Here is a 16456-nt window from a genome sequence, read left to right as displayed (position 1 = left end):
AAAATTCGCTTCTCGGCGACTCGCGCGATCGGCGTAGGTCAAAGGCTAGACCAATCGACGTTCGGAGCGTCCGGGTATTTGTTAAGAGCAATTGATCTAACGACATTCGCATCATTGTATAGCGCCATGATGATGTTTTCATCAACCTTCAGTTTCGCCTTCGCGACGCTCGCCTTCGTTAGCAGATCGCCGCCGCCTTGTGTCCATGCTGCTTGCCACATCGCAGCCAGGTAGCGTGTGCCTCGTGCCATGCACGAAACCGTCCGCGTCCCGAAGGTTTCCCACATTGCAGCCGACTTGTCAGGTCGGGACTGCCCCTTGAGCTCGATCCACTTGTCTACGATTTCTCGAGGTGCGATCTCGCTTTGTGTGGCACCGATAAGTTCTATCACCCGCTTTGAAGCATCAAACCCGGATTGAATAGGTTGAATCCGCTCTGTCGCGACTGTTTTCTGACGAATAATCTCAGCTGCGATGAGATTGGCTAATTTCCCCTGCTGGTAGCCATACCCGATCATCTCGTCTTCATAGCCGCTGTGAACGCCGTCCGCAGCAAGCATCATCTTTTCGGAGCGCGGCCGCTTGACTACCTGGGCAGGGTCGCCCTGGGACAGGTACGAGGTGTGCAAGGGCTGGCATGCGTCACCCATGTAATGTATGAGAACTCCACCAGCCGTGAGGTATAGACCTAGGCCAGTTCCGTTCTTTTTGGTCTTTTCGTCCCGCAATGCAGAGACCATAGCGTCATAAAGCTGATGAACGCGAAACGGCAGTGCACCCCAATGATTACCCTTGTTTACAGTATTGAGTAGAGCCGCCCACTGGTCGTATAGGTTTTTTTGCGCGGCGTAGTACTTGATCCATTCAGACGGTTTAAGGTACGTGTCTGGCTCGGACAGATTGAGTTCCAGAAAGGATTTCTGGTCGTCACCATAGGGAAGATCCATGTCCGCGAAGTGATTTGGATTGTCGTTTTGCCCGCGAGAGCCGGGGCCTGCCTGATGCTTCATCGTGCCGTCATCCTGCACGACCATTTTGAAATTCACATTGCTTTTCCAGACGTTATCCGGGACATCCGCCAGTGGAACGAACATCGGTGCATCGCCTGGACTGATTTGAACGCGTGGGTCATTACTCAGTGCGTCATCGGGATCGATTGCAAGTACGTCTTTATTGATTTCAATGAACGTGCGCAGGGTGCCTGACGTCACCAGGTCAGTGGGAAGTCCGAGGCTTCGCCCAATGACATAATGTCCAACCCATCCCCAGACATACGGTTGGTCATTAGCGAGATTTGTGACAAAGTCGAGGTTAAGACGATCCAGCGCAGTGCTCAGCGACGTAGCGAGGGCGAACGGATGAGTGGTCAGGTGATCGTCCTCAAAGAACTCTTCCTTTCCCCACAGAAGAGCGAAGGGCAAGTACGTCGTTGTTACTTTTGTCTGTCTCGGTTTCTGTTCCGAGAACTCAAGCAGGAGCAACGTCCCAGAGTCGCCGTGGTGCACCGCGAACGCTTTGTTGTCACCGGCAGCCTCTTTCTTCGGCTTGGAACCTTCGCCTTTGTCACTCGCGCTCTCAGGGCCAATGAGGAAGTCGCTGATGTACTCAAAGCCTCCTATCGTCTTGTGCCGATAGAAGATCCCCTGAATCTCTCCACGAATCTGACCACTTACCGCCGATTGACCAACGACCTTCATGCCCAAAAGTTTCAGTGTCAGGCTGTTGTCATAGACGTCCAGCACCGGTCCCACTGGACCGATGCCCGGAATGGCGGTTTTCCACGCCAGGATGTCGTCGAGGTCGACCAATCCAATGTCCATTGTCAGACGCTGGCGAACAGAAGAGAAGTTGGGATAGACAAGTCCAAAGTCAAGGTGGTCAATTCCCTTCTCCGCGGCTACCCCAACCCGCTCAGTGCGATTACCCTGTAATGCGCAAATATCTGATCCTCGCGGACCAAGCGCATGACGATTGGTCATCACGTAGTACCGCTCTCCGTCGCGAACGATGCACCCCGCAGTCGCCAGCCGCGGCATGCCTTGGCCGTCCTTGTCGAGAAGCGCCGCCCCGGGGCTCATCAGGTTCCGAGCGGTGTTAGCCTTCGCGTTGACCTGCAAGTCCTTAGCCCACGCCTGACGTTTTGCCTCGATTACGCATACGGGCACGCCCCGCCCGTCAGGGAGGAACAGGCATTTTGGAATTACATCGGATGGAGATGCGGACGCAAGTGCCGCCTCATCTTCCCAATTCGAGACGAAGGCATAGATGCAGGGCCATGAGTATGGGCGAATTTCGGAATTGAAGAGCGTTCTCCGGGGACTCTTGAGTTTGTGTACGCCAAGGTTAGAAGGCGGTGACTTCGCCGACGGCCATGGGTCTCCCGTACGTATGCGATACAACCCCAGCGCAGTCGCTACGACGTTTTTCTTGTCGATGAGGCTATAGTGAAAGAGGTCACGAGCTTCGATGAGATCCCTGATAGACAGGGACGAAAAGTTTGCGCTGGCGCTGAATAACGAGTTCATGATGTTTTTCCCTACTCGCGGTTAATAGCGTGGAGCGCCGGTGCGGCATGTATGTGCAGGGTCTTCGCTGGTTAGCGAAGACGTGACCAGAGTGGTCAGCGCTCGAAATACCCACTCCTTTCGGGAGCCGTTGTCCAAGACTGTCAGAAGCTTTCCGTGAATGTCTTGGATGCTGAGATACCGATTGCGTTTGTGCTTGCCACCAAATGATCCAGGCCTATGGCGGAGTTCCTGTGAACATGACCCATGTTCGTTCTGGCATGGAGTGCCACCACCGCATTCGCGTTTTGACTACTACCTCCTTGCGGCTGGTTGGTGGTCTCTCCCTAGCTACAACTTCGTTTCGGCGAAGTACGACAAGTTGGCGGGTCAGGACCAATGGAATATGCGCTTGTGACGTCATACCATGCAAACTACGTCATGGGCTTTCTGTGCTCTAGCCCACATACCGAGCTGAAAATTACTGATTTCGGATTCAAAGTTAGTACGATACCTGCGCATAAGGTTTTCGATGACTGCGTTCATCGAGGTAGCGGCTCGACTGTGTGAAAAAAAAGGAGGCATGAGCCTCCGTAATCAGATTGTCGAAACAAGTCCTGTCGCATTCTTCCGTACTGTCTATAGTCTGAAAGCTGTCGAACACTAGCGCAGACTTTTTGTCCTGAGCTTCGTCGCGCGCGTCGTTGAGGCGATCCGCAACCTGACAAGCGTCGAGAACTCCCGGTTGATTTCATCGTGGTAGAAGTATTCGCATAGTATCTCCATGCTCCAATGATTCACCAGATTTACGAGTGCGGTCGGCGCTTCCGTATTTAACGACTGTAGCTTGTCTGTGATGGCCCTCGCTATGAAGTCAAAGACGTTGGTCAGATGGACAGGTTCGCCGCCGCTGGAAGACAGGAGCCGCTTTGCGAACGTCCCAACAAACATCGACGCCTGTTCGTCGTTGGCCTTGCCAAGAGCCGGTACCCCAACTGTCCAGGCGACTGCGACCGCACGGCTGTGCGGGGACTCCAGGTACGCTGGCAGAACTTCCCAAAGGGCTTGCCGCGCTTCTTCACCGACTGGCATCTGCTTCTCGAATATCGACTGCGCTCGCAGGACTGCCGAGTCAACGTTGAATGTAACTTGGTCGTTCGCGCTATGTTCGTCGGCAAGCGCTTCGAGATACCGCGTGCCCAGTGCATCAGCGACTGTGCCGTCGTCTTTCGCTAGCCAATTTCCGAGATTCTGATAAGGCGGCTGGATACGATTGCCGTCAGCTGATTCAACGTGGCGGTCGACCAGCCACTTCAAACTGCCGCAGGAACTCTGCCTTGTGTGCACATTCCGTTCGGGATTCGGAATCAATCTCTGTAGAAAAGTGACCGGTAGCTTAACGGCGCACAAACCGGCACATGATGGTTGTCACAGGGAAGAACGATAGTTTCTGGTGAAAGATGCGGCGTTACTACGGCCACTCAGTTGCGCTCTGGCGCAGCTTTCCGCCCCCGAGTGGCGAGCGGACCCTCGTACTCTACGCATAAATACGCTGCATGGATGCTGTGTAATGCGGTCACAAAACTTCAGCTAGTTCTGCACTGGGCGAGGGGCATGATTCCCACGCACCGGAGCACAGACGGTGGTGCCGGTACACAGCAAACATTCACTAAACTTGCGCCCGCTCCGGGCGATGATGCTCGCCGCAACAGCATGCACACTCCAGTCGCGTCACACTCCGCTTTGCACTTGGCCGATGGTTCATATCGTGATCCGCTTTGACTGCGGCGCGGCCGTCGTAGCATGTGGCATCGGCAGAACTGTGGTAGCGAAATGATCGGATTTTCCTGACGTCAAGCCGCGGGGGATGCCTGCGGACCACCGCGCATACCGCACGGCGTTGCAGTTCTCGCCGGACGAGCTGTACCGGTCAGCCCGGCCTTGCACGCCCTTTCAATTTGATGACAGCACATGTTAGGTCAGCGAGACTGGGCAATTCGATGCCCACGTTTCGCGTGCGTCGGGCGGTGTGACAGCGTCCGACGACGGTTTAGTCGCTGCATTGCGGGTCGGATCCAGTGCCTAGTACCATCGAACCTGTAACGCGCGGTATTGCGCAAAGCAGCAGTATACGAATGTATCTTAAAAGTCAGAAGATGCATGAACACAACGCGGCTCGGCGCGTATTGCATCAAGCGCAGCATGGATATACAGGCTTTCCGTACGACGCTTGGCGGCAGTCCGCTGCCTGCTATCCGTGAGCCATTCGGGCTGTACCGACAACGTCAAAGCGAGCGGCAATCCGAACCAGCCGAGGTGGAATGGTCCCTATTTCAATAGGCCTGCAATTGGAGCAGGCTCTACAGGGCCGCGCCGGTAGTCCTCTACTTGTGTCGCATCAGTTCAACCGCCGCGATTGAGGCGGTTGGGTTTGTGGCCCCAAGTCGACGTGTCGTCGAACTTGACGGCGATTAGTGTCCACGCAAGCGAACACGACCAAACAAGGTTTGAATTTGCTATACCCAGCGCCCGTCCTGGAATTCGTTGGACAGGCTGGTGCGCAAGGCCTTGGCGCAATAGAAGGCATCGAAGCCATTGCGATGATTGATCTGGGCCAGCTCGTGGAAGAAGCGGATAACGGTCTCTTTGGTGGGTGGGTCGCAGTCGAGTCGGCTGCCCTCGTCAACGTGCAGTACGTTGGCGCTAGAGACGATGCCATGCCTCGCCAGTTCCTCGCAAAGCGCTAGCAATTCGTCCACCGGCTCCAAGCCCAGCACAAAGTTAGTCCAAGACTTCCCGCGACCGAATACGGTGGCGGCGTGCTTGAGCCGATCGATGAAGTAATCCCGACCCAGCGCACTCTTACCGGGGCAGTACTTGGTGAACCAGGGGTCGTTTCCTACCTCCAGATTGAACACGACGATTTCCACACCGGCTTGCTTGAGCTTGTCCAGCCGACCCAGGTCGTGCGGCGGCGTGATGACTGCGACGATTCCCTCGGTACTTTTCGGCGCAACCTGGTCTTTGATATGAGCTGTGATGTCGCAATAGATGTCGGCTTGCTCGTCAAGTTGGCCGTCAGGCAGATTGCCCGAGATCAGGATCACGTGCATGTGCTCCGAATAACACTCGGCCTGTAGCGCCAAATCGATGGACTCCGACAGGTTGCCCAGGTAGGATGTCCGCGCCGCTTCCCAGCCTAAGGCGCCAGGCCGTAAGTGCGCCGCATGCAAGGCGTCGCTGGGATTTTTCACGGCCACGCTGTTGACGCCGCAAAACCGGCAAACGCTGGAAATGAGGCAGCCTTTCCAGGGAATAATGTTGAGTTCGTCATAGCCGCAGGCCGAAATGTACTTCTGGGCCAGGTCGCCGCTGGCGAGGCGCTGCGCGTAATATTCCGGCTGTTTGACGAAGCTCACCTTGACACGGTCGCTGGCGGCCTGTTCACCGATGCGGCACACCAGCTCGCCCGACGCGGCTACGTCCACGGTGACGGGTTCACGCTTGCCGTGGGCGGACACGCAGGAGACTACGGTGCGATAGCCGTCCTCGCCCTCCAGAAACAATTCCTGTGGCCGCTCTCGGGCAAAGCCCTTCGGGGCGTTGTAGACCAGGTTCTGGCCCTTGGCACCCATGCGCGAAGCGCAGTCGATCGCGGCGGGAGTGAAGACGACCCCGCGCGTGAGAATCTCGGCCTTCAAATCGGTTTCAGGTGAAAGGATCATGGTTTGACGTTAAAGAAATGGAACCACCATCCCAAATGGAATAGCGGAAAGAGGATTGGGTAAGCGAGCGCCGCACCCAGCGCTCGCGGGCGACTCCATGCGATGGTGAGTGCGAGTACGCCGAGCCAGCCGGCACATGCCAACGGCGCCATCGCCGCCAGTGCCACGAGCGCCAGCACGTTAAGGATGGGCAGCAGGTGATAACAAAAGGCGTGGATCCACAGCAGCCGACGGTCCTGGCGGGTTAGAGTGGCGCAGGACAAGGACTGACGAAAGCCCCTCGCCCAGCGCGAGCGCTGCTTCCACAGCTCCATGAAGGAGTAGGACGGTAACTCGAAGGCCACTACTTCCTGCGCATAGTGATAGCGCAGGCGATGCTTGGCCGCATGCAGTCCAATGGAGAGATCATCGAGGAAGGTGTCCGTGCCCGGCAGGCTGTCCTGGAAGCTGGCCGCCTTCAGCAGGAAACACTGTCCGGGAATCGTCACCCCGAGATGTAAGCGCCACAGCGCGGGCCGCAGCACGGTGTGAGAAAGCAGCTTGTCCACTTCCACCTGTCGCGAGATGAAGCTCGAGACCTTGCGAGAATGGATTCGGCCCCAACCCAGGTCGAAATCGCCGTCCACAGTTTGTGCGATCAGGCGCAGCAGACCGGGGATGTCGGCAGCGATATCGTTGTCTAGGCTCAGCACGTAGCGATGGCCGATACCCTGCAACGCATGCAGCAGCTTGCGGTACTTAGTGCCTTGGACATAGGTGATGCGGATAGGGAAGTCAGCACCCGGAGCAGGTACCGGCCTCGTCGACTCCACGTAGAGATTCATGACGAGGCCGGGATATCGCTGGTGTAACTGGTTGCCGATGTCGATCAATTCTGGCGTCAACCGTTCCTGGCCGCGCAGATAAGTGACGATGGCCAGTTCAGGCATGCACTTTCTCCACCGCGCCGTGCGCATAGAGATAATCCAGTCCGATGGCCGCAGCGCAGGCACGGGCTTCAGCCAGCGTTTCCACGATGGGTTCGTCTCGACCGTTAAAGGAGGTGTTGATCAGCGCAACACGGCCGGTCAGGTTCTCATAAGCGGCTAGCACCAAATGCAACAGGCCGCCATCTTCTTCCACCACTTGTAGCCGGACAGTGCCATCGACGTGAACCAGTGCCGGATGCCGGGCGCGAGACGTTTTAGTCATCCGCGCCGCCGACAGCATGTTGGGGCCGGCCAGCGCGTCGTCGGTGAGCTGGTCCAGATTGGCGCGCAGCACGATGCCACCGAAAGGACGGAAGGATTCACGGCGCTTAAACTCCGCGTTGAGCCGGGTCTTCAAGGCCACGTCGGCCGCCGACGACAGGATGGAGCGGTACCCTAGCGCGCGCGGCCCGAATTCCGAGCCGCCCTGGAACACGCCTACGGCGTGGCCGTCGGCCAGCAGGCGGGCGAGCGCCTGTGCAACCCGCGACCCTTGTGTCATTGGCGCGCCATAAGAGGCGCCCTGACTGACCTCATACACGATGGGGCGGTAGTCGCCGAAGGTCTCACGCAGGGCCATCACGGCAGCCCCCACCGACAGGCCGTCGTCGCCAGCAGCGGGGAAGATGTCCACCGAGCTCAGCCAGGCGGCGTTGGCCAGCAGCCCGTTGTTCCTGCAGTTCAACGCCACACCGCCGCCCAGCAGCAGATCCCGGCAATGGTAGGTCCGCGCAAGTTGCTGTGTGCGAAAAGCCAGGTAGGTTTCCAGGCCCTGTTGGATCGAGTTGGCCAGGTCAGCCGCCAGCGGCGTGTCCCAGTCGATACGGTCGGGGCAGGCTTGGACGTAGGCCAACCAGGCCGGGTTGACGCCGAACGCCTGGTCCCCGCCGTAGCACAGTGGTGCGGGAATCTCGTGCGCGCGCGTGGCCAGCGCCGCCAGCGCCATGACCTTGCCAGCGGCATGGGACGATCCGAAGATCTTCTTGCTGACGGCGGCATAGGCATAGCCCAAGCTGTCGATGTGGCTGCCCCAAACGTAGCGCTTGCTGTAGTAGGGGCGATAGGCTTTTTCAAGCTCGGTGAGCCTGCCGTCTTCATGAAGATAGACGGACTCGACCTCGAACAAACCCGGGTCCATTCCGTCCACCCCGTTGTCTTCAGGGCGGCATCCACGGCCGTCGGCGACCAGCACCAAGGCCGGACCGGCCGACGCCGTCACACTCGCCGCGTAGGCATGGAGCAGATGATGACGAGGCGTCTTTTCCACGCGTGCAAACCGGCAATACCGATCCTCGCGCAACCCGGTGGCGTCGTGCCAGTCGCTGCATACGAGCAAATCGATGTCGGCCGGCGCCAGCCCGAAATGCGCAAGCAGGTAATCGACGCATTCGACCGGGTCACCCTGGTCGTGCTTGCGGCGGGTCAACCGCTCACGGGCGATGGCGCCGACAAGGACGTTGTCCACCAACAGGCAGGCCGAGGCGTCGTGGCCGCTGTGCACGCCGATGATGCGTGTGCTCATCCGAAAATCTCTCTCGAATCGGCCAGGTCAAGGTTCAATAACTGGCGAGTGTTTTCAATCACATCGGGGCAATGGAACGCCTTGATGACCCCGTTCATCACTTGACCCAGTTTCTCGCGGGGAACGACAATTTCTTCCGCCAGGCAGGCGCGGTTATCGTTCTTGTAGGCGATCAGCTCTTGCAGCGCTGCATGGGTGCAGGGTGCCAGCGGCAGGATGGTGGCCGGTCGGCCAATGTCACCCCGGTACTGGCAAGCCGCAGCGTAGGCTGCATGCCAAGGGTAGCCACCATACAAGCCGCAGATTAGCCGGGGCGTCAGTTCGCGAGTAATTGGCTCGCCCGCCGACCAGCGCTGGCGTAATGCGTCCTGAAGCTGCGGCACGATATGGCCATGGGCGGGATGCACGAAGACGAAGGATTTGCCGGCCGCTTGCCGGGTTTCGAACGCCTGGAAAGCCGCCAGCCCGAAGCGATGCATGATGATCTGCGGCACGACGCGCCACAGCGGATCGTCCAGGTCTGCGTCGATGGCGGCGAGGTCGTCCAGCTTGTTGATGTCGCGCAGGCGGCGCGTTAGTTCGGCTGCGGTCGGGCCACCGCCCAGCAGGGCGAAGTAGCCGGACAGCAGACGAGTCAGTTCTTCCGTATCAGTCGATGACATCGATGCTCACCTTGTCGTCTAGTGCTTGTGCAATTGCTGTTGCATCGCTTAGGTCGCGGGCCACGAAGCAAACCTCGGCGATCCGGGCGTTGGTGCTGCAGATGTTTTTCGGCAGCAAGTCGCCGGCTTGTTTGTGGACCGTCACCTGGTACGCCGGCGGCAACCGGTAGGCAAAGTTCGCCAGGCGGCCGGATCGACGCGCGAGCACATTTTTCTGCACCGTGAACGGCGCGAAAGACGGCGTGCGACCTGCCAGCGCCAGGGCGGCGTAGCTGGCAATGCCCGAGAAGCGCTTGATCGCGCCCAGGCCACCGCCGATTCGGCAGGAAAAATCCACCGCGACGGCACGCCCGTCGACAACAATGAAGTCAAACTGGCCGAAGCTGGTGCAGCCGGCGCTGTACAAGGCTGCGCACCAGTCTCGGATGACCGTGCACAAGGAAGGGTCGTGCGGCACGGCGATGTAACTGTCGCATACCGGCCGGCCGCCGATCCAGGTGACGATCTTGCGGAATAGACGCAACACGACCGGCCGGCCCTGGTGCACGAACACATCGGCGCTGTACTCTTCGCCGTCCAGGTAGTCTTCCACCACCACTCGGGCGGCATCCTCGTCGAGCACGGCGCGCATGTCGCGGCCAGCGTCGGCCTGCACCGCCTGGGCGATCGCCATCGGGTCGAAGCTTCCCGCTTCGTAATGGCGCACGATGCCGTAGCCAGAATAAGCCGCATCCAGCCGGGCCAGATAGCGATCGGGATAAGGCGCGGCGACGTCTCCCAGGTAGCGCCGCGGCAGGGCATGTAGCCCGCAAGCGGCGAGGCGAGCGGAGAGGTCGTGCTTTGAGCGGCTGGCGCGCAGCGCGTGCGGCGCAATATTGGCCACGCCGGCCCGGATCGCCCGGCTCACCCAGAATTCATTGAGCGGGACCACGGGTGCGTGAGTGTGCGGGATGTCCTCGCTGCAGGTCACTAGCCCGCGATGCTCCTTCGGAATGTGTCCCAACATCGCTGCATTTTCCAGGAGCAGCACGGCCATGCCGGCTTGCCTGGCCACTGCCATGAACTGCGGAATCACCTCGATCGAGGAGGCACCTGCCACCACATAATCAGGCATGGCTATGCTCCTGCGTTCGCGCGAAGAATGCGGCCGTCTTCAACAAACCCATCTCTAGCGACGTGGTGGCTTGCCAGCCCAGCACGCGGCGGCATTTTTCCAAATCTGGCTGGCGCTCCCGCGGGTCGTCGACCAAGGCCGGGGCAACGCGCAAGGTGACCGGTTTTTCCAGCACACGGCCGACAAGATGCGCCAGTTCGACGACCGAAACTTCGCGGTCCGCCCCTAGGTTCATGGGGGTGACACATTCGCTGGTCATGAGGGCGATCAAGGCTTCGACCATGTCGTCCACGTAACAGAAGCAACGCGTTTGGCGGCCATCGCCGTAGATTTCGATAGGTGCGCCGTCGAGGATGCGGGTGACAAAATTGCTGACCACGCGGCCATCATCGCGCTGCATGCCGGGCCCGTAGGTGTTGAAGATGCGCGCGATGCGCGTATCTACCTGGTGTTGCGTGTGGTAGGCCTGTACCAGTGCCTCAGCGCATCGTTTGCCTTCGTCGTAGCAGGCGCGCGGACCGGTAGTGTTGACATTGCCCCAGTAGTCTTCACGCTGGGGTTTCTGTTGGGGGCTGCCATAAACCTCACTGGTCGATGCCAGGAGAAAACGGGCGCGGGCAATCCGGGCCAACTCCAGCAGATTGCGCGTACCGATGACATTGGTTTCGATGGTCTTGACTGGGTCTTGCTGGTATTGCCGCGGCGAGGCTGGGCAGGCCAGGTTGTAGACCTGTTCGACCGTGCCCACCAGACCGGCATCCAGTGGCTGCGCGATGTCCTGGTGGAGGAAGGTGAAGGCTGTGAACGCGCCCAGCCGGTCGACCACTTGCGCGCTGCCTGTCTGCAACGAATCGACACACACCACAGCGTGTCCCAGCCCGAGTAATTTTTCGCACAAGGCGGCCCCGATGAACCCCGCCCCGCCAGCAACTAAGATGCGCACGATCTCGATCCCCGATGATGCTTTGTTATAAATGTTGTTGCTGCCCGCCTGAGCTAGGCCGCTATTGCCTTTTGTCACTCAGTGGCATGCGCCTTGTCTGCCCGGCATGCTCGACGCCGATGGGCCAGATGGGTGCCCTTTTCCGCTCTTCAAGGGGTGGAGGTCGTGATCACCCCGAGATAGGTGGCGTCATGGATCTGCGTAGGTAAGACCGCATCTAGTTCCTGCTGCAGTGCGTGGTAGACAGTTACCCGCTGATATAGCCCGGCCGGCTGCTTCATATAACACTCAAGGTACGTCTCGTAGAGCGAACCAGGCTTGCAGTCCAAACCGTGCTCGTTGAGGTTCTTGCAAACATGCTGCGTGACGGTTTCTTCCTGCTCGGCAAGATCGCCGGACTTGCTATGGTTGTTGCCGTTGCGCGTGATCTTGCGTTGCGAATCCACCAGCGAGTGGTAGGCCCACATCATGCCGGCGCCGACGACTCCGGTCCAGGATTGCTGCGGGCCGGTCCAGAAGCGACTGCGCCAATGGTTCCCGGCGAAGCGTTCCAAAAAGTCGTGCAGGTAGGCCTCGTCTGCCAAGCGCGCCAGGTTGAAAGTGAGCGTACCTGGCTGGCTTGCCTTGTGGCGGTCCAGGCGCATGTAGAACTCGTTCTCTTCCTGCAACTGCATCCAGGCGGCCTCTGACATTTTGTCCCCCAGTTCTTCCTGCAGGCGGCAAATACTCTTGCGGCGGGCCGTGTTCTTCCCGGGCAAGCGCGCCATGAAATCGCGCATCAGCGTGAATTCGCAAAGCAGGCCGACACGGGCCTTGAAGTCCTCGCTAATGTCGCGCGTGACACGCGCAGCGACGAATTTCTTGCTGGTGAGTATGCCAATGCGGTACATCCACGACAGGAACTTGACCGGAGCATTCATGAACTCCAGGATGAAGACACGCTCGGCGAGGCGATACCTGACCGCAGTGGGCACATCACTGAACGCCGTGCCGACCGTGGCTGCAATGGCAAACGCTGTATCCGTACGGACGTCGTGGGCCTTCTCACCGAAGGCGGCGATGAGGGCCATAAAGAACTGCTGCTCGTACTCGTGAACGCTTGCAGCCTTGGCCGGGTCGAGGGCCTCGGCCAGCTTCGAGATCGGTATGCCCCGCTCGTCAGCTAGGTCGAAGCGGTCCACATAGCCGCTGCGACCCTTTTGCACGAGGTCGTCGCTGAAGCCCGCCTCCAGAATGCAGTAGACGATGTGCTTCAGGGCTTGGGCGGCGATGCCGGTGGCCCCGATATTGGCAACTTCCTCGTTGACGCGCAGCATGATCTTGTACAGAGCGACGAGTTCCCCGGCCCGCGGCGACCCTTCATAGAGCGTTTCATCATCTTCGGACAGCCGCAGGAACCAGGTTTGATTGAAGAACAACCAGTCAAGGATGTCGAACGCTGCGCGCCTTTTGGGAGAAATCCGGGGCATCATTGCCTTTCCGTCGTTGTGGCAAGTTTATTTGCCGCTGTCGTCGCGGGTGCGCTTCAAGTCGCCCTCGCGCTGCGCAGCGTTGCGGTCGCCGCCGCGGTTTGTGCGGTGGTCGTCGCTGTCGTCCCTCTTGGTGCGGCCATACGGGATGACACCCACGCGCAAGGGCTGTGCGGTTTTCTTCGTCAGGGAATCGAACATGGCGGTCTCCGGCCTATTGGGGATCGTTGTCGGACTGGACCATGTTTTCGTAGGCATCCTTGGTGGCTAGGACTACCACGGCGCCCACGGCGGCCGTGACGACCGCCTCGACCAGGGCGGCAATCGGAGGGATGGCAAAGAAAAACATCATGAACTCCTCTGGGGAAGCACCCGCTGGCCCATCCGGCGGTGTCCCTGGAAGAGGATAATGACCGCTGCGGCTGCGGCAGGCTAACGGTTTATTTTGTGTACTGTTATCCGAACTTTTGCGCCGCTCGCGAGCTTACAACAGTTCACGGCGCTGCGCTACCGAAGCGAAAGCGGTCAGGATGCGGCTATCACGTACCTACGGCAAGACCAATCTCAACGCGGGCGTACGTGGCGCGCCAGCGCGAGGTTGAACGAGCAATCTTGCGGCTACCTGCGTTGCTCGGGCCGCCGCACCATGAGCTTTTGATGCATTTGAGTAGCAATTTCAGGTGAACCGCGAGGTCGGCTTTACGGCATAACAAACAAAGTTGACTTGAACATCGCCCACTGTCTTCGACGAGAGACGAACGAAGCCTGCTCTGGCCGCGGAGCCGGGTTGACATCATGATTGGCCTGCCAATTTACTGAGCAAGCAAAGCTTCAACAAGCGCGTGCCCAAAAGAGGCGGGCCGCCCCACACAGTGTAGATATGGCTTCGCGCAGATCCGTCCCGACCGCAGATGGCCTTTCGGGATAGAAATGATTATGGGACCTCGGCGGCTGCAATATTTCGATCCGTCGCGAACGGTGGAATGCATGAACTTGGAGCCACAATTTCGCGATAGAAGAACGAGCTAGAGTGAGGGACTCCTCCGGAACGCGGTTGCGCTAATTGAGAATCCCGAAGTAGTTGATGCAGCACCAAGAATTCCAGCGCCAGGCCGTTGCGTATGGAAGACCACGCCGAATTGAGACCGGACATACATGCGCCTGTAGGGCCACATCCTGCGTGAACAGAAGATTAGTGTGATCGCCGCCCTCACGGAAATGCAGGGCCGTTGTTTTGTCATTCAACTAGAGCAATGTAGAGAGGTCTTCTGTCTGCTAGAAGCAAGGACCTCAACAATCTGGTCCCATCGACCATCTGCCTTCATTCGCCTGTAGAGCATCGGGCTTGCTGAGAATCCTTTGCGTTGATTCCACACTTCGCTCCAGGCAATGCCCGTCCCCATCTTGAGTATGGCGCCGTTTACCACGTCCCGAAGCGCATATCCGGACGGTCGACCGGGGCGGTCTGCGACCGAGCGATATGAGGCGATTGGCGCAATGAGACTCCATTCCTGGTCAGTCATGTCCCATTCGTTCTTGATTGGCATCAAGCGGGGATCGCGTGTCTTGCTTGCAATCATGTACTGAATATTTCCGCTCGAAAAGACATAGCGTTCCCGGTCAATTTTTGCCCACTCAAGGGGACGTTCGAGCGGATTGAGTTCAAGAATGTCAACGCTGATAGCGTAGAAAGTATCTCCCGCATGCTTTCCGTGTACGGAAAGCAGCACTTCGGCACTCGGAAGCTCGAAACCAATTCTTCCCGAAGATGCGAAGCGATAAACGCTGTTCCATGCGCGGTATGCGGTCGGATAGGCATAGAGCCACTCCATTCTCTGCGCAAGTTCGGTTGTATTCCTTGCTCTCCCAAATTCTTTTCGCAGGGCAAGCCCTACCGAAAATTTATTGCCGTTGAGAATCGGTGAACACAGCTGTTCCAGCCCATTCTTTGCGTAGAGGAATTCCGTGATGCAGTAGTAGGGGCCGAACATGGCACGTTGAAGTAGCCATGCAGGAAGCACAATTCGCGTGCGAGCAGTCAATATGAGATGTGTTTCATGGTGCTCTGTCACGTCTGATTCGATATCAAAAGCTGCTGCGTATTCGCGCGGCGACGCTCGTTCCCAATCGCACAACGAAGTCCTCAGCGTTATTGCAGCGGAAAGGCTATTGCCTGGCCTAGATTTATACGGCTCACTCGGGGAAAGATATTTGGCCTGACCTGACTTTTCAAGGCCGACCAGTGTCAGGTTATTGTCAAACCGCTCAAAGCGATCTAGCCACATAGAAACTCTCCTGTGATGTCAGAACACGTGTAGGCACCTGGTTTAGCTCCACTCGGGGGTGGGACGACAGATTCAGGGTTTCCTTGCATCGGAAGCGGCAGTTGCTTAGGCGCTGTTCGATTGACCGTGCGAACCCGGGTGAAAATGCCAACATCTCCTCAGGCTCCCAGAGCGCCCAAAGTCATCCTGGTCTCATAGTCTCGTTGGATGTGACTGGGCCGAAGGATAAAAGTGGTGACTATTCGACTGTATTGACACAGAAGCATCGCTTCGGTGCTTGTACTGGGAATGTCCCAGCTAATCAGTCTGATCACCGCAATGACCCATCGACCGCAGACCATCCAAATCTTCTTGCCCGGCGGCGACCCGCGAGGCATCCGCATCGCGGAAATCACAACGCGCATCGTTCAGGTAATCGAAGTTCCCCGTAGCAGGTTGTCGGATTTTCTTGCTATGAGAGAGAGCGAACAGCTTGCGTTGTATTTTTTGGTAGGTGAACGTGACGACGGGTTAGGTAAACGTCTCTACGTTGGCCAGAGCGGAGACATTCGTAAGCGCCTTGCGGCGCATAACAAAGAGAAGGATTTCTGGGAAAAGGTACTCGTACTGACAACGCGAACAGAAAGCCTCACCTCCACGCACGCGCTTTATCTTGAGGGTCTATTTATACAGGAGGCAAAGAGAGTTGGTCGATACGACACCGAAAATGCAAATGAAGGGATGCGTTCACATACTCCGCCTCCGCTAGTCGCCGATTGCCTTGAAATTTTCGAAACTGGTCGCGCGCTACTTGCGTGCCTTGGCCACCTCGCATTTGAGCCACTGACCAAGCTCACATCAGATACATCATCGAGCGACATCCTGTTTTGCAGACGCTCCGGAACTTCAGCGCAAGGGGCATACACGGAAGAAGGTCTTGTCGTTTTCAAGGGTTCGATGGGCAAGGCGGAAATCGGGAAGGGATTTCAGGGACACGCGTTCGCAAGACTTAGAAATGAGCTACTCCGCCAGGGAAAAGTCATGCTTGAGGATGGAGTTCTGATTTTCAAGGAAGACGTTCTCTTTTCGTCGCCGAGCGGTGCGTCTGCCGTCGTTTGCGGGGCGGCATGCAATGGTTGGCTGGATTGGAAGGACGCCGCTGGCCAGACATTGCATGACCTGAAAAGAAAAGACATCGCGTCATAACCGATTGTCCACAACTACGGTAAGTCTCTTTGCTGACAGCTTGATTGTGTATTCTGATGACAACATTGTATTTACCTTT

General features: G+C 58.0%; 13 protein-coding genes. 1 reads left to right on the top strand and 12 read right to left on the bottom strand.

Annotation, left to right across the window (positions count from 1 at the left end; all coding sequences use genetic code 11):
- Positions 1–38: 38 nt before the first annotated feature.
- The 12 genes from P0D96_RS40540 to P0D96_RS40485 all read right to left on the bottom strand — a co-directional run bounded on the left by P0D96_RS40540 (position 39) and on the right by P0D96_RS40485 (position 15192).
- On the bottom strand, positions 39–2525 hold the full coding sequence (locus tag P0D96_RS40540; protein WP_408319468.1) for a phospholipase C/P1 nuclease family protein: 2487 nt from the start codon (positions 2523–2525) through the stop codon (positions 39–41).
- 642 nt (positions 2526–3167) lie between these two features.
- Positions 3168–3821, bottom strand: a complete 654-nt coding sequence (locus P0D96_RS40535; RefSeq protein ID WP_408319466.1) for a hypothetical protein — start codon at positions 3819–3821, stop codon at positions 3168–3170.
- 1199 nt (positions 3822–5020) lie between these two features.
- Entirely contained in the window at positions 5021–6229 is a 1209-nt protein-coding gene (locus P0D96_RS40530) for a radical SAM protein (protein ID WP_408319464.1), read from the bottom strand.
- Positions 6226–7158: a glycosyltransferase family 2 protein gene (locus tag P0D96_RS40525; protein WP_408319462.1), complete on the bottom strand. Its 933-nt coding sequence runs from the start codon at positions 7156–7158 to the stop codon at positions 6226–6228. Before P0D96_RS40525 ends, P0D96_RS40530 begins: the two co-directional genes overlap by 4 nt.
- A complete protein-coding gene (locus P0D96_RS40520; protein ID WP_408319460.1) occupies positions 7151–8719 on the bottom strand; it encodes a carbamoyltransferase C-terminal domain-containing protein in 1569 nt (522 codons plus the stop codon). Before P0D96_RS40520 ends, P0D96_RS40525 begins: the two co-directional genes overlap by 8 nt.
- The gene (locus P0D96_RS40515; protein ID WP_408319458.1) at positions 8716–9381 is read right to left on the bottom strand and encodes a hypothetical protein; all 666 of its coding nucleotides are present in this window, start codon (positions 9379–9381) and stop codon (positions 8716–8718) included. The genes P0D96_RS40520 and P0D96_RS40515 overlap by 4 nt, the downstream gene beginning before the upstream one ends.
- Entirely contained in the window at positions 9368–10495 is a 1128-nt protein-coding gene (locus tag P0D96_RS40510) for an ATP-grasp domain-containing protein (RefSeq protein WP_408319456.1), read from the bottom strand. Before P0D96_RS40510 ends, P0D96_RS40515 begins: the two co-directional genes overlap by 14 nt.
- The gene (locus P0D96_RS40505; RefSeq protein ID WP_408319454.1) at positions 10488–11516 is read right to left on the bottom strand and encodes an NAD-dependent epimerase/dehydratase family protein; all 1029 of its coding nucleotides are present in this window, start codon (positions 11514–11516) and stop codon (positions 10488–10490) included. The genes P0D96_RS40510 and P0D96_RS40505 overlap by 8 nt, the downstream gene beginning before the upstream one ends.
- A 71-nt stretch (positions 11517–11587) precedes the next feature.
- Positions 11588–12910 (bottom strand): hypothetical protein, encoded by a 1323-nt coding sequence (locus P0D96_RS40500; RefSeq protein ID WP_408319452.1) that lies wholly within the window; start codon positions 12908–12910, stop codon positions 11588–11590.
- A gap of 24 nt (positions 12911–12934) precedes the next feature.
- Positions 12935–13108, bottom strand: coding sequence for a hypothetical protein (locus P0D96_RS40495; RefSeq protein ID WP_408319450.1), 174 nt, complete (start codon positions 13106–13108; stop codon positions 12935–12937).
- Between the two features lie 13 nt (positions 13109–13121).
- On the bottom strand, positions 13122–13259 hold the full coding sequence (locus P0D96_RS40490) for a hypothetical protein (RefSeq protein ID WP_408319448.1): 138 nt from the start codon (positions 13257–13259) through the stop codon (positions 13122–13124).
- 889 nt (positions 13260–14148) lie between these two features.
- Entirely contained in the window at positions 14149–15192 is a 1044-nt protein-coding gene (locus P0D96_RS40485) for a transposase (RefSeq protein WP_408319446.1), read from the bottom strand.
- A gap of 288 nt (positions 15193–15480) precedes the next feature.
- Between P0D96_RS40485 and P0D96_RS40480 the strand changes: the two genes are divergently transcribed.
- Positions 15481–16377, top strand: coding sequence for a GIY-YIG nuclease family protein (locus P0D96_RS40480; protein WP_408319443.1), 897 nt, complete (start codon positions 15481–15483; stop codon positions 16375–16377).
- Positions 16378–16456: the final 79 nt, after the last annotated feature.

Origin of the sequence: Paraburkholderia sp. RL17-347-BIC-D (genome assembly GCF_046027915.1) — a bacterium.
Taxonomy (GTDB): Bacteria; Pseudomonadota; Gammaproteobacteria; order Burkholderiales; family Burkholderiaceae; genus Paraburkholderia.
This window is presented reverse-complemented; position numbering and strand designations above follow the sequence as displayed.